Raw genomic sequence first — 14,377 nt, 5'->3', positions numbered from 1 at the left:
CTTATATCCCTCCACTGAATTTAAGTACAAAATTCAGTGGAGGGATATAAGGCGGGAAAAACCTAAATATTTTTCAATAAACATTTGAGGTTTTTCCAAACAATTCAGGAATCGTATAAACGTAGGTTGTATGTATATTTGGTCGCTAACCTGAAGATTAACTTCAGACGGTCAAATTGCACGTTAGTTATTACAATCCATAACATATAAAGATTTATGAAACACCAAGACCAGTCATTTCAAAAAACAAAGCCGAAACACAATCGTGAAGCTAGTAAATTAGAAGTTATGCCTAATACTTTGGGTTTAGATCAACAACATTGCGACATCCTTGAATATTGCAATGTACTTGTTAAGCATCTAACTCCAGATGATCTGACTAATTATTTAAATCCTGACGAGACTTTTTTAGGATTTGGATATGGAGGGAGTGAATCTATGACCCTTTTTTTAGAAAAGCCAGGTAGTGGAAAATTTGTTCGTAAGGTGTTAAGTGAACGTCTGATTACCCCAAAATGGGGACGGGAAGGCAGCGATGTAATGTTGCCTCCTTGTGCGAAAGCCAAGAGTCAGACTCAATACTTGATGAATCTGCCGGAATCAGTTAAGCCTCTTTTTCCTCAAGTATTGAACGTGATTGAGCGCGAACAAACAGTAACAGAGGATGGATCTACAATCTACGAATATATTTACGACATGACTTTTGTTCCTGGCATTGAAGTTAGCCAGTTTGTCAGAAGGTGTAATCCGTCCAAGGAAATCGTAGCCGCACTCTATTGCGTAATCTTCCGGCTGCTGAATGAAAAGATTCACAGTCAGCGTCGGCGCAAAATGTCACAGCCTACTTTGGAGCAATCCTATTTCACCAAAATTGAAAAGCGTCTTGCTCTCGCGCAGGAAACAGCACCGAAAACTTTCAATGACAGCCTGCTAAAAAGTGAAGACATCATGATTAACGGCAAGAGAATGCGTAACTTGCCTCGCCTGCTCAGAGAGTTTCGAGAAAATCCAATTTACCATTCGATTTTAGAGCCGAAGTTCCACTCTCTGGTTATGGGCGATACTAATACGGAGAATATCAAAATTGGCAATATCGAGCCATTGTTGAAACATTATGACAACTTCTCTGTCACAAACCCTCCGTTTACTGCTGAAGATATAGAGATTCGTTTCCTCGATCCGCGCGCTATTGGATTTTATGAGAACGGTGTTGATACTAATGCCGACGATCCGATGTACGACAATAAGCCCTGGCATAATAGTCTCGGCAACTATGATAAGATTCACGGCGAGTATTTTGATCTTGCCTACCAACTCCACAGAGAAATACCCCATATTTTGCTCGCTTTTGATGAAGAAAACCCATACGAACTCTCATATAGTGGGATAGAAGAACATTTCAGCGAAGTGATGACTGCTGCTTGGAAGTTGGACAATCCAGATTCAGATGTAAATCAGAACGATCCTAACTGGCTCATACGTTTTGTTTTCCTTATGGGTAGCCACTTTGCGGCAATGCCCCCCTACCACTTTAGCAAGAACAACGATGGTGTTTTGATCGACAATGCACATCACCAAAAACGTCCATTAGCAATCTACGTTGAAGGGATCAAGTGGCTTAATTTAACTCTCGATATGCTCGAAGGAAAGATAGATGAATTCCACGGCATCCCGGTTCCTAATTTCCAGATTTTCAACCATGAACTAGAAACAGTAAAAGCACCTTTAGATTATGCAGTTCCCGAAAATTTCACCGCAAATCAGTCAGATGATCGGTCAACGCCAGTGTTTCAAAGGGCTGCTAAATGAACGACGGGTTTTTCCAACCCCTTGGCACTGGTGCGTTCACGGCTTAGGAATCGGACAGGAAGCAACAGGCTTTGATCCAGAGAAATCGGATCAGTTGCTCAAAATAAGTCTTGCCCTATCTCGAAAAAATAACACTAGTTACAATACATTTGCACATCATTTGCTTAATGGCATCCTGGCAAGATGTGAAGCTGTATCGTTCAATAGTTACCTTGCTCAAGAGCGATCGCATGACGAGTTTAAAAGCGCTATCGACCAGTTACCGACTGAACCTTGGCAGTACGCACGTGCTTGTGCTTTATTAACGGAAAGTTTAGTGAAGGTCGGTCAGCTTGAACCCTATCGACATCTTGTCCATTGGCATCTAGAAAGGGCATTAGAGCAAGTAGCAAAATTAGATTTATCCAGCGATAAGCTGCGTTATGAGCAATTACAGCTATTTGCTAATCTGCTCTTGGCCGTAGGACAGGCAGAGTTTACAAACTTGCTAGTGTTACAGCAGGAAAATGGGGATACATATACTGCTAAAGCTTTGCAATTGGCTACAACTATCTCTGATATCTTTTACCGTGGTAGAGGTTCCGCGATTATTTTTTCCGTCTTAGCCATCATCGGTTGCAGAGATCAAGTATGTACTGGAGAGCAAAATCATCTTCAGACTCTTTTAGATATCTTTGATTCGGAGATGTCTAATTCATTAAGACGAAGTTCAGATGGAGTTCATGAGGGATCAGATTACTACCTATTCCCCCTCTCGCTCATACTCAATGCAATTGCCGTGTTGGATTGTCCTGATTATCTAACCTATAAGAGGGACTGGGTAGAACAAGCTGTATCGCTTTATCATACGCTCTCGCCTGCTTCACAAGCTTCGCAGATAACATTTTTTATCTATGCATTAGATAATCTCGGAGTGCTTGATGTCTATGTGCCTGATATAGTTATATTCTTTCATCAGTGTATGGAAGGATATATACAATCAACAGACGGCTTCCGAGTTGATGCTTATTTACGATGCACTTACTTGATTCATCTGGCTTGCCAATTAGGATGTTCTGATATTCTTCATTCGTCTATTTTGTCAATATTCTCGAATAGTGCAGCCGAGATATTTGGTTCAGAACATTATCTCGAAAGTACTTACGGCTCCAGTTATATGGTGGCGGCTTATGCATTATCTGCATTTGATAGAATAGGCAAATTGGATATGTTGTTTAGTCCAGAACTCAGACTGCCGGATGCGATCGCTCGTTTTCAAGATAATCCTGAGTCAACCGCAATAAATTCACCAAAAACCGTGTTTGCGCTGATTGAAGCTGGGTTGCGAATGCGTCCTATCGGGTTTTGTGACACGCCACTTTTCCAAAAAGTTCACATTAACAAGTAACAATTTGGAAAAGCATATTCATGGTTCACAGTTTTGGTAAAGTTAAATAGATGATTTGAAAACCACATAGGTTGTAGGAGCAATTCATTAATTGCCCCTACAGCAAGGTTTTATTTCCCATTCAAAAATGATTTTATTTACGTTAATCCACAACATAATTCTTTTTTTCAGTGCATAATTCCTAATAAAAGGATAGATAGTTAAAGAGAGGTTAAAAACTAATTAATATGGCAACTATAAATTTAAAAGTGAACGGAGAAAATAGAGAGGTTAATGTCACTGAAGACACTCCACTTCTATGGATGCTTCGGGATCATCTTGGGCTAAATGGGACTAAATTCGGGTGTGGGATGGCGCAATGTGGTGCTTGTACAGTACATCTCAACGGTATTCCGATTCGTTCATGTGTGACGCCAGTATCGGCAAGTATCAATCAAGATATCTTAACGATAGAAGGACTGTCGGAGATCGGCGATCACCCAGTTCAACGAGCTTGGACAGAACTTGATGTACCGCAATGTGGATATTGTCAGTCTGGGCAGATGCTCTCTGCTGCGGCGTTGCTTTCTGAAAATCCACAACCCACGGATGCTGATATTGATGCTGCGATGTCTGGTAACATTTGTCGCTGCGGTACTTATCAAAGCATACGAGCCGCCATTCATAGAGCTTCCGAATTGTTGAGCCAGCAAAGTTAAGGAGGTTGTCAGAATGGAAAACAATACAACTACGCGGCGCAGTTTTCTCAAGGCATCTGGCACAGTGGGAGCAGGTTTGTTTCTTGGGTTTTATCTGCCACCGACTAGCCGCGTACAGGCCGCAACCTCTCCAGCTAATCCAACCAAGCCCCTATCAAAGCCCAACGCCTTTATCCGCATCCTGCCGGATAATACTGTGACGATTGTTGTCCATAAAGTTGAAATGGGGCAAGGGGTTTATACTTCTTTACCGATGATCCTCGTTGAAGAACTCGAAGCCGATTGGGACAAAATTCGCATTGAGTCTGCCCCCGTGCATCCCGACTATGACCATACAGTATGGAAAAATTATCAAGGTACTGGCGCTAGCACTAGCATTAGCTCCACTTGGGATCAACTGCGGCTCGCTGGTGCTACAGCACGAGAAATGTTGATTGCTGCGGCTGCCACAACCTGGGATGTATCACCAGAGAGTTGTATTGCTGAAAAAAGTTATATTTTACATCCAGCTAGCGATCGCCGCTTATCTTTTGGAGAATTAGCCGATCGCGCCGCCCAAATGCCAGTGCCAGAAAACGTTACGCTCAAAAAGCCCAGTGAATTCAAACTCATCGGTAAGCCAATCAAGCGCTTGGACACTGCTGACAAGGTTAAGGGGAAAGCGGTATTTGGGATCGATGTCCAAGTTCCCGGAATGCTGATTGCTCTGATTGCGCGACCGCCAGTTTTTGGCAGTCGCTTGCAGAATTTTGACGCTGAAGCAGCCAAAGCCGTTGCAGGTGTAAAGCATCTGGTAGTGCTACCTATGGGTATAGCAGTTGTGGCCGATAGCTTCTGGAATGCTAAAAAAGGGCGTGATGCCCTCACAATCACATGGGATGAAGGCCCCAATGCCGAGCTTTCCTCTGAAGGTTTACAGAGCAAATATGCTGACCTAGCAAATAGTCCAGGGCTAGTGGTGAGAAAAACGGGCGAAGTCACACCCGCACTTGATGCAGCAGCGAAAAAGCTCCAAGCCGTTTACGAAACACCTTACCTAGCCCATGCACCGATGGAGCCATTAAACTGTGTAGCTGACGTGCGATCGCACAGTTGCGATATCTGGACAGGCACACAGATGCATACAACCGATCAACAAGCTGCCTGTGCAATTACCGGACTAAAGCCCGAACAAGTTCAGATTCATACAACTTTACTAGGGGGTTCCTTTGGACGACGCTCTAATCCACACGGTGATTACGTCAAAGAAGCCGTGCAACTATCCAAAGCCATTGGCAAGCCGGTGAAAGTAATCTGGACACGGGAAGACGATATCCGTGGCGGTTATTATCGACCAGTGCATTACAGTAAAATTGCTGCCGGGCTTGATAAAGATGGCAACATTACTGGATGGTCTCATCGGTTGATTGGTGAGTCAATTGGCAAGGGTACTCCATTTGAAAAATTATTGATTCATGAAGGCATCGATCACCTTTCGATTGAAGGGGCAGATCACCCTTATACAATTCCCAACCAACTGGTAGACTATCACCCTGTTGATAATGGTGTGCCAGTATTGTGGTGGCGTTCAGTTGGTCACAGTTTTACTGCCTTTGTTGTCGAGTCTTTTTTGGATGAATTGGCCACCGCCGCCGGCCGAGATCCGCTTGAATTCCGGCTTGCCATGCTAGGTGAGCAACCACGACATCGAACCACTTTGAAACTCGCTGCTGAAAAAGCAGGTTGGGGACGCAAGCTTCCAGTCGGTGTACACCAAGGACTAGCCCTACATAAATCATTTGGCAGCACCGTCGCCCAGATTGCCGAAGTATCCGTCACTGCCGACGGACAACCTCGTATTCACCGAGTAGTTTGTGCTGTTGATTGTGGCATTGTGGTCAATCCTGATACTGTGCGGGCCCAAATGGAATCGGGCATTGTCTATGGCTTATCCGCCGCGTTATATGGCGAGATTACCTTTAAAGACGGTCGTGTACAGCAAAGTAATTTTCACGATTATCCCGTACTGCGGATGAATGAAATGCCCAAGGTCGAAGTTTATATCGTGCAGAACACAGAAAAACCTAGTGGTGTGGGTGAAATTTCCACACCTCCCATCGCACCTGCGGTATGCAACGCGATTTTTGCAGCCACAGGCAAACGGATTCGGCAATTACCCATAAGCGCATAAAAGTTACAGCAAGCATAGATAAATTAGTGTGACTGCATAGCATACCGATTTAAGACGTATCACCCACGAATTTTCTTTACAGCTAACCAGGAGGCAAAATGACCACAACGACAACTGCTGCTGTAGTCCACGAACCCCAAGGGCAATTTACATTCGAGACTATTGAACTCGATGATTTACGCAGCAACGAAATATTGGTTCGTAATCAAGCTAGCGGCATCTGTCATACAGATTTTGTGGCGCAAAATCTCATGAAACTACCGATTGTGTTAGGTCACGAAGGTGCAGGGATCGTGGAAGCTGTGGGGTCGGGTGTTAGCCGAGTTAAACCAGGCGATCGCGTCATCATCTCTTACCCTTGGTGTGGTACTTGTCATGGGTGTTTGGAGGGTCAGCCTTATTTCTGCGATCATCACATCCCCTTGGGATTTGGTGGTACTCGCTTAGATGGCTCCCACACGATTAAGTTGGGCGGAAAGAAGATTTCCGGTGCATTTTTTCAGCAGTCCTCTTTCGCTAACCACTCAATTACAGTAGAGCGCAATGTCGTCCCAGTAACCAGCAATCACGCTGCTGAGAGGTTGGCAGCCATTCCTTGTGGGGTTCAAACCGGTGCGGGTTCTATTCTCAATACCTTTAAAGTCGGCCCCAGAGACGGACTGGCGGTTTTTGGTGCCGGTGCTGTCGGTTTGAGTGCCATTATGGCAGGTAAACTAGTCGGTGCGTGGCCATTGATTGCTATTGATGTGGTGGAAGAACGCTTAAATTTGGCGCTGGAGTTGGGTGCAACCCATGTATTTAATGCCAAAGACGGGAGAGTTGCCGAACGAATCAAGGAGATTGCCCCTCATGGTGTTCGCTATACCCTGGAAACCTCCGGGAATGAACAAGCGCTCAATGATGCCATTGACTGTTTAGCCACTGGTGGCGAATGCGGTATGGTGATCGCGCCTCACTTTGGCGAGAAATATCCGTTTTCACCAACGCAGGTTTTTAAACGTGCAGCAAATTTGCGGGGAATTATTCAGGGGTCTTCTGTACCAAATACGTTTTTGCCGACATTACTGGAATTAAATCAGCAAGGGCGCTTTCCCTTTGAACGTTTGATTACCGTTTATGATTTCCAGGATATCAATAAAGCTGTAGCGGATACTAAAGCGGGCAAGGCGATCAAGCCAGTCCTGAAAATATCATAATCAGCCGTCCTTTAAGGCTTTTGAAGTTAATACAAAGGAAAAGGAAATCTCAGTCATGCAATTTATAGTATTTATATTAGGTGCCTTCTTGATGGGAGCCATTACCCCCATCTATCTGCCAATGAATAGCTCTGTGGCTCGGTATGTAGGTTCGCCAATTCTAGCCAATATAGCTTTCTTTTTCATGGGTCTGGCTACCACCTTTATAGCTTTGTCAATAACCTTGCTTTTTACATCAAATATAGATGGGTTAGCGATCGCTTCAAAATTCAAAAATGTTCCCATACATCTATATCTCAGTGGTGTCTTTAGTGCTTTGTTAGTCTTCGGAACCACCACTTTGATTCCCCGTTTGGGAGCTAGTACTTTCTTTGTTTTGTTTGTGTTGGGTCAGGTAGTGATGGCAGCGGTGGTTAGCCATCTAGGTATCTTAGAGTCTCCTAAAGACCCGATTTCGCTCCAAAAAGTTGCCGGTATCATCTTCTTGATCGCAGGTGTAGGGCTAGTCACATTTTCTAATGTTAAAGAAATCAGTTGGCTACCTAATTTCTTAAAAAGCTTTGATGCCAGCCTTTAGCAGCAATAATCTACCCTCAATTAAACTCATCTTAAGCAGAGTTAGTCTAGGAATGAAATGCTAGTAAACGTTACAACCAGTTCTGTAATCAACGCATCAGTTGAACAAGTATGGGCGAAAATCCGGGACTTTAATGGTCTACCTAATTGGTATCCGTCTGTAATCGACAGCCATATAGAAAATGGTGAGCCTAGCGACAAAATAGGCTGTATCCGTAGTTTTAATCGTGAAGATGGACTGAGCCTGCGGGAGCAATTACTAGGACTTGACGATCAAAAATATGTCTGCACCTATTTTCTGCTAGAGCCTAATAAGCCGATGGAAGACTACATTTGTACTATACGACTGTTACCAATTACAGATGGCGATCGCACTTATATCGAATGGCTGGCAAACTTTAAATGTTTACCTGAAGAAGAAACCGAATTACGGCAGAATCTAGAACAGGTGTTTCAAGTCGGTTTTGATGCCTTGAGCAAAATTTTCAGCAGATAATATGGATTTTAGCAAACGAGCTTTTTTGAAAACAGCAATGGATCTGTCCATCGGTGCGGTGGTGGCTCCATTGGCAACAGATGCATCCCAAGTCACCAACTACACTACTGAGTTCAGCAAGAGCGTCTTCAAGAAAATTGCGATTGAAGAGGCTTTTGCAACGCCAGAATTATTTGATGAGTGGCGCAAACTCCTTGCTACCAGTGTGGATAAAGAACCCGGATTCCAAAAATTGTACAAACCGTTTCTGAATAGCCCTGCAACTAAAGAGATCCGCGATCGTCTCACTGATGTTGGAGCCAGCCGCATTCGTGATATGGATCAATATGGAATTGACATGCAAATACTGTCAATCACGTCGCCAGGTGTTCAAGTATTCAGTACCGACAAAGCTGTAGATATTGCCAAAAAGAGTAACGATCAACTAGCTGAATTCATCTCTGCTTACCCAGATCGGTATGCTGGACTTGCCGCAGTGGCACCCCAAGCACCGAATGAGGCCGCCCGCGAGTTGGAAAGAGCAGTAAAATATCTGGGTCTTAAAGGTGCAATAATTAATTCCCACACTCACGGGGAGTATTTGGATCAATCAAAGTATTGGGTAATATTTGAAGCTGCCCAAGCATTGGATATACCAATTTACTTACATCCGAGAACACCTTCTCCAGAGATGATAAAACCTTTTCTCTCTTATGGTCTCGAAGGTGCTGGTTGGGGCTTTGCTGTAGAGACTAGCACGCACGCGATGCGTTTAATCTTAAGTGGTTTATTTGATCGCTTTCCCAAACTGAAATTTATTCTAGGGCATTTAGGCGAAGGTATACCGTTTTGGCTTGCTCGCATCGACGGTCGTTTTGCTAATGAAACTTGGACAAAAATGGATGATTCGAGTCAAGCAAAAAAGCGGCAAAAAAAACCAAGCGAATATTTCATGGATAACTTTGTTGTTGCCACCAGTGGGGTAAACTGGTCTCCAGCTTTGACGTTCGCGCTTTCAGTATTAGGTTCCGACCGTATATTGTTTGCGATTGACTATCCGTATGAATCCACTGCCAAAGCAGTTGAAGGTATAGATAATACACCGATGAGCGATGTCGATAGAAAAAAAATATACCATCTGAATGCGGAAAATTTGTTTAAACTGAAAACCCTGTAAAGTATGGGTAAGTGTGCTGTCAGATCGTCATTCAAGATGGCTGAAACCCTTATTTTTACGTTCTATTTCAAAAGTTTGTGGTTTACTGAAAATAAAGAAGTCCGAATATCTTCTCCCTATCTTCTATCTCCTGCCTTCTCTACACCACCCATGAAAGAACTTCAAAACATCCTCGCAGCTTTTGAGCAAAGTCAAAAGAAAGGTGAACTTACTGCTCTAGCCACCGTTGTCAAAACTAGTGGCTCTGTCTATCGTCGCCCTGGTGCTAGGATGCTGCTGACTGAAGAAGGGCAAATGATTGGCTGTGTGAGTGGTGGTTGCTTAGAAAGTGATGTGTTTGAAAAAGCCCAAGCCCTGATGTTTGCTGATGGAGTTCCGGTTGTTGTCAACTATGATACTACTGCCAGCGATGATATTGTTTGGGGATTTGGTCTTGGTTGTAATGGTGTAGTTGAGGTACTCATTGAGCCGCTTTCTAACCAATTGGCCAAAGGTCAGCTAGATTTTATTGCTGAATGTCTGCATGGGCAAGAGTCAGGGGTAATGGCTACTGTATTTAAAGTGAGTGGAGAAATCATCGCCAAAGTAGCATCTCGATTGTTCTTAAAGCCAGATGGTACTGTTATTAGTAATATTGAAGATGAATTACTTGTGCAGCAGATTTTGGTAGATGTCCAACAAGTACTCAACCAAGGGGAATCGCGGGTAAAGTCTTATATTCTTCCCAGTGGTATTGCTGGAGTCTTCCTAGAAGTCATTCATCCTATTGTTCCTTTGGTAGTTTTTGGTGCAGGCCATGATGCCATCCCAGTTGTCAATCTTGTCAAACACCAAGGTTGGCACGTCACAGTTGTCGATAACAGACCAGGCTATATAACTTTTGAACGTTTTCCCAATGCAGACCAAATTATTTTTAGCGAACCTCAAACAATTCAGAACCACCTCAATCTGAATTCACGCACAGTTGCTATAGTTATGACTCATAGATATGAGAGCGATTTGGCACTGCTGCGAACCTTGTTACCATCTTCTGTATCCTACATTGGTATTCTCGGCCCTAAAAGTCGCACTCAGCGATTACTACAAGACCTCAAGTCTGAGGAATTTTTGCCAAAAGATACACAACTGCAACGTCTTTACGCTCCTGTGGGTCTTGATATTGGTGCAGATTCACCAGAAGCGATCGCGCTCTCAATCGTAGCAGAAATTCAAGCAGTGTTGGCAAATCGCGCTGGTGGAATGCTCAGGGCACGACTTGGCTCAATTCATGGAGAGGAAATCACATGTCTGATGTCGGTATAATTATTCTTGCTGCTGGTGCATCCACTCGTATGGGAACGCCAAAACAACTTCTACGTTACGGTGAACAGAGTTTGATTGGGCATATCGTTCAAGTGGCAATTGCTTCAGTTTGCCACCCAATTATTGTTGTATTAGGGGCATATTCTGAACTTATTAAACCAGAGATTAACTCAGAACAAGTATATGTTATGGAAAATCCACTTTTTGGTGAGGGAATAAGTAGCTCTATTCGTGTTGGTATAGAAGCCCTTAATCTCATCAAAAAAGAAGCAAAAGCTGTTGTTTTGATGGTATGCGATCAACCTTTTATTTCACCTCAACTCATAAATCAACTTGTTGAAGTTCACGAAACTACTCTTAAGCCAATAGTTGCTTCACAATATGCAAACACTCTAGGTGTTCCTGCATTATTTAACCGCACTTTATTTGCAAAACTGACCAGACTCAGTGGCACGGATGGTGCAAGACAGATAATTAAAAAATCTCTTGGAGAAGTTTTAGCAATTCCTTTCCCGGAAGGTGTATTTGACTTAGATACTCCAGATGATTACGAGCAGCTTTTAATAAAAAATGGGACGGGATTTTAAAATTGATAATACAGCAGATTGCAGTTAGTGAAGGGTTGTATGCAACAGCTTACAACCCCATTGGAAATTATACAGTCACTTTTTTCACATTCTCAAGCTGATTGACCTTATCCCACCAACTCCGTAGTTTCGGAGTTTGACCAGTAATTACCTCAAACTCCGAAGTCTGCGATAGGTAGATGAAGAGAGGAATTAGGTAGAAATCGGCAATGCTTAGTTGGCTACCAAGTAGATATGGGCTAGCAACAGATAGTGATTCAATTGCCTCTATAGCCTTTTTTGCTGGTGCGGAAGCCTTTTGTACCAAATCGGAATCTGTATTGCCGCCCTGACTTGGTACAACCAAGCATTGCATTACAATTGTTCCAACATGAGCATAAAGATAGTTATCAATAATCCCTATTATCTGACGCATCCGCGCTTTGAGCATCGGTTCAGATGGGCTGAACTTGTTATCGGCAAACACTATATCGAGGTATTCGGTAATTGCTGTTGTTTCATAAAGCAGTTCCCCATCTACTTCCAGAGTTGGTATTTTTCCAAAAGGATTTTTGGATAAATACTCCGCTGAGTGGTTTTCTCCAGTAAAGATATCAATTCCTTTAAGGGTGTAATCTACACCTGCTGACTCTAGCAGCAACCGGACAGTGCGAACATAAGTACTGAGGGGAGTTCCGTAAACTATGAGTTTGGTCATTATTTTCAAGTTCCCAGTTAAAAATTTTACAGTAGAGTTGGTAAGTCTTTAATGTTGAGAAAACTTTATTGCTACCCAACTTATCCAGTAATGCTTGCCAATAGGCGCAGGGCTATGATCTTTGATTACTGAATCGGTGTTTTAGCGATCGCCTACTCTGGCTTTCGAGCAGTTACAATACTCCAGTATTCAAAGGTCGGTTTAACTTCAATGTCAACAAACCCAGCTTCTGCCAGTATGCTAGATAGCTCCAGACCTGAATATTCTTGTCCGCCAGCACACCAAATCTGCATAATCACGTTGAATGCCGCAGTGGATAATGGCCCTGTCCGATGATCGTTAAATAGCCACTGGTGAATAATTATGCGTCCACCAGGCTCTAAACTATCAAAGCTTTTTTTTGTCAGAAAACGGTTTTTCTCAAGGTCGTAATTGTGATATATCAGCGAGTAAAAATGCAAATCAGCAGAGGGGAAAGGATCATTCCACATATCCCTAACTTCAGTGGTAATTTGCTCTGACAGTCCATACTCGGCAATATACTCTTGAGCGACTTCGCAGACTGGCGCTATATCCAAAATTGTGGCTTTCAATTTAGGCCACTTGAGGGTTGCACCGATGCTGTGAGCGCCAGAACCCCCAGCAATATCAAGCAGATGTTTATTGCTAGATAGGTCTAAAGTTTCAGTCCACGCCAGGGCGGGAGCAACACTAATGGAATGCATCGCTTTTGTAAAAGTTCGCGTAACTTGATCTTTATTTTCTTGTTCGTGAACTTCGTATAGTGAATCACCCTCATAAACAATAGGAGCATCTGTTAAAATTGCTTTCTTAACTCCCACGTAGGAGAAAGAATCGGCGTTAGCAATCATCAAATCCAAATAGCCGCAAAAAGAAGTAGGGTTAGTTTCAAGTAAATACTCAGAAGCAACATTCGTAAGGGAGTAGTATCCATCCTTTAGTTCGATAAAATCCAGAGATGCACATACAGATAAAAGCGTTCCTGCTGCTCGTGGTGCAAGGTTTAGACTCTGGGAAATCTCTTCTAAAGTGCGTGGTGTTTCCGCTAGGAGGGGAAACAGTTTTAGTTCATGAGCAACTAGCAAAGTTGGATAATTGTATAAACCAACGATCACATCCCAAACTTTTGTACCAGATGTTTGTGGTTTGTCAAGCTTGTTAATTGAAGCTTTACTTGTTACTTGGGTCATTTTAATTCTCCTAAGTAATTGCAAAAATGGGTAGTGCTAAATATGTAGTAAAAATGCAGATTTACTAATTTAAATTGGCGCTGTTGCACAAATTAGGGAGAATGGTAAATTTTGCCTATTACCATATTTCGTTCCCCACTCAGCCTGAATATGAAAACCAAAGCCAACTACAAAACTATATATCTATAGATAGAGATGAGACACAGCAGTGATGTTCTCATCACCGTGACCTTGCTTGATAGCTTCTGTAAATATATGCCAAGCTGTTTCCGCCATTGGCACTGACGCGCCATTTAGTTTGGCTGTGTCGAACACATAACCTAAATCTTTCTCCACAAGCTCAACAGGAAACATTGGGGCAAAGTTGCGAGCCAGTATTCCACCTGCGGCTGCTTTAGCTGCTGGGCTACACACCGGAGTTGAGGACACAATGTCCATCACTTTGGTTTCATCTAGTCCGCAACGTTGCATAAGTCCAATCAACTCGCTTACAGTTGCAACTTGCACACTGAACAGCGCATTGACAGCAAGTTTGACAGCTGCTCCGCTTCCACTTGGCCCAGCATGGTGTACAGCGTTACCCATAGCTTTTAAAACTGGCTCTGCCTTTGCAACAGCATCGGCTTCACCACCAACAAAGTAAATTAACTGGCCTGCTTTTGCCTGTGGGCGAGAACCAGCTACTGGTGCATCCAAGAAGGTGATTCCTTCATGAGAAAAGTGCTTTGCAAGTTCCCGCGCCCAAGCAACAGTTATTGTTGAACTTTCAATAGCTACGGAGTTTTTAGACAAGCCAGCCAGTGCACCAGTATCAGGATTTAACCATACATCCCTTGAGGCATCGTCATCTCGCACCATGCAGATAGCAAAGTCTGCTTCCTTCACAGCTGCACGAGGTGTATCGGCGGCTTCAGCCCCCATCTCCACAAGAGGAGCTGTCTTATCTGGACTTCGGTTCCATACTTTAACCTCATGACCTGCCTTTAAAAGTGCTGCGGCCATGGGCGACCCCATCGCACCCATACCAAGTACAGCAACTATAGACATATAATTATTTCCTTAGAGAGATGATTGTTTTCTTGGGCATCAGCT

The 14,377-nt window shown here is 43.4% G+C and carries 13 protein-coding genes; 10 read left to right on the top strand and 3 right to left on the bottom strand.

Annotated features, from left to right (window positions below):
* Positions 1-216: 216 nt before the first annotated feature.
* From A4S05_RS07625 to A4S05_RS07580, 10 genes are all read left to right on the top strand, one after another.
* Positions 217-1,809 (top strand): hypothetical protein, encoded by a 1,593-nt coding sequence (locus A4S05_RS07625; protein ID WP_069069225.1) that lies wholly within the window; start codon positions 217-219, stop codon positions 1,807-1,809.
* Entirely contained in the window at positions 1,769-3,196 is a 1,428-nt protein-coding gene (locus A4S05_RS07620) for a hypothetical protein (RefSeq protein WP_069069224.1), read from the top strand. The genes A4S05_RS07625 and A4S05_RS07620 overlap by 41 nt, the downstream gene beginning before the upstream one ends.
* Positions 3,197-3,423: 227 nt before the next feature.
* Positions 3,424-3,894 (top strand): (2Fe-2S)-binding protein, encoded by a 471-nt coding sequence (locus A4S05_RS07615; RefSeq protein WP_069069223.1) that lies wholly within the window; start codon positions 3,424-3,426, stop codon positions 3,892-3,894.
* A 13-nt stretch (positions 3,895-3,907) separates the two neighbouring features.
* Positions 3,908-6,064 carry a xanthine dehydrogenase family protein molybdopterin-binding subunit gene (locus A4S05_RS07610; protein ID WP_069069222.1) on the top strand — a complete coding sequence of 719 codons (2,157 nt, stop codon included), beginning with the start codon at positions 3,908-3,910 and terminating at the stop codon, positions 6,062-6,064.
* Between the two features lie 98 nt (positions 6,065-6,162).
* A complete protein-coding gene (locus tag A4S05_RS07605) occupies positions 6,163-7,260 on the top strand; it encodes an NAD(P)-dependent alcohol dehydrogenase (protein WP_069069221.1) in 1,098 nt (365 codons plus the stop codon).
* Positions 7,261-7,315: 55 nt separating this feature from the next.
* Positions 7,316-7,837 carry a DMT family transporter gene (locus A4S05_RS07600; RefSeq protein WP_069069220.1) on the top strand — a complete coding sequence of 174 codons (522 nt, stop codon included), beginning with the start codon at positions 7,316-7,318 and terminating at the stop codon, positions 7,835-7,837.
* Between the two features lie 57 nt (positions 7,838-7,894).
* On the top strand, positions 7,895-8,332 hold the full coding sequence (locus tag A4S05_RS07595) for an SRPBCC family protein (RefSeq protein ID WP_069069219.1): 438 nt from the start codon (positions 7,895-7,897) through the stop codon (positions 8,330-8,332).
* A gap of 1 nt (position 8,333) precedes the next feature.
* Positions 8,334-9,488 carry an amidohydrolase family protein gene (locus tag A4S05_RS07590; protein ID WP_218107935.1) on the top strand — a complete coding sequence of 385 codons (1,155 nt, stop codon included), beginning with the start codon at positions 8,334-8,336 and terminating at the stop codon, positions 9,486-9,488.
* Between the two features lie 36 nt (positions 9,489-9,524).
* Complete coding sequence (locus A4S05_RS07585) at positions 9,525-10,790, top strand: XdhC family protein (RefSeq protein WP_256090859.1); 1,266 nt, start codon at positions 9,525-9,527, stop codon at positions 10,788-10,790.
* A complete protein-coding gene (locus A4S05_RS07580) occupies positions 10,772-11,377 on the top strand; it encodes a nucleotidyltransferase family protein (protein ID WP_069069218.1) in 606 nt (201 codons plus the stop codon). Before A4S05_RS07585 ends, A4S05_RS07580 begins: the two co-directional genes overlap by 19 nt.
* Positions 11,378-11,444: 67 nt before the next feature.
* On the opposite strand, the gene A4S05_RS07575 is transcribed toward A4S05_RS07580, so the two are convergent.
* The 3 genes from A4S05_RS07575 to A4S05_RS07565 all read right to left on the bottom strand — a co-directional run bounded on the left by A4S05_RS07575 (position 11,445) and on the right by A4S05_RS07565 (position 14,332).
* Positions 11,445-12,074, bottom strand: a complete 630-nt coding sequence (locus A4S05_RS07575) for a glutathione S-transferase family protein (protein ID WP_069069217.1) — start codon at positions 12,072-12,074, stop codon at positions 11,445-11,447.
* A 152-nt stretch (positions 12,075-12,226) separates the two neighbouring features.
* On the bottom strand, positions 12,227-13,285 hold the full coding sequence (locus tag A4S05_RS07570) for a methyltransferase (protein ID WP_069069216.1): 1,059 nt from the start codon (positions 13,283-13,285) through the stop codon (positions 12,227-12,229).
* Between the two features lie 183 nt (positions 13,286-13,468).
* Positions 13,469-14,332 (bottom strand): NAD(P)-dependent oxidoreductase, encoded by an 864-nt coding sequence (locus A4S05_RS07565; protein ID WP_069069215.1) that lies wholly within the window; start codon positions 14,330-14,332, stop codon positions 13,469-13,471.
* Between the last annotated feature and the right edge of the window lie 45 nt (positions 14,333-14,377).

The sequence above is a fragment of the Nostoc sp. KVJ20 genome, assembly GCF_001712795.1.
In the GTDB taxonomy this organism is placed as follows: Bacteria; Cyanobacteriota; Cyanobacteriia; order Cyanobacteriales; family Nostocaceae; genus Nostoc.
The sequence above is the reverse complement of the archived record's forward strand: the minus strand, read 5'-3'. Positions and strand labels throughout refer to the sequence as shown.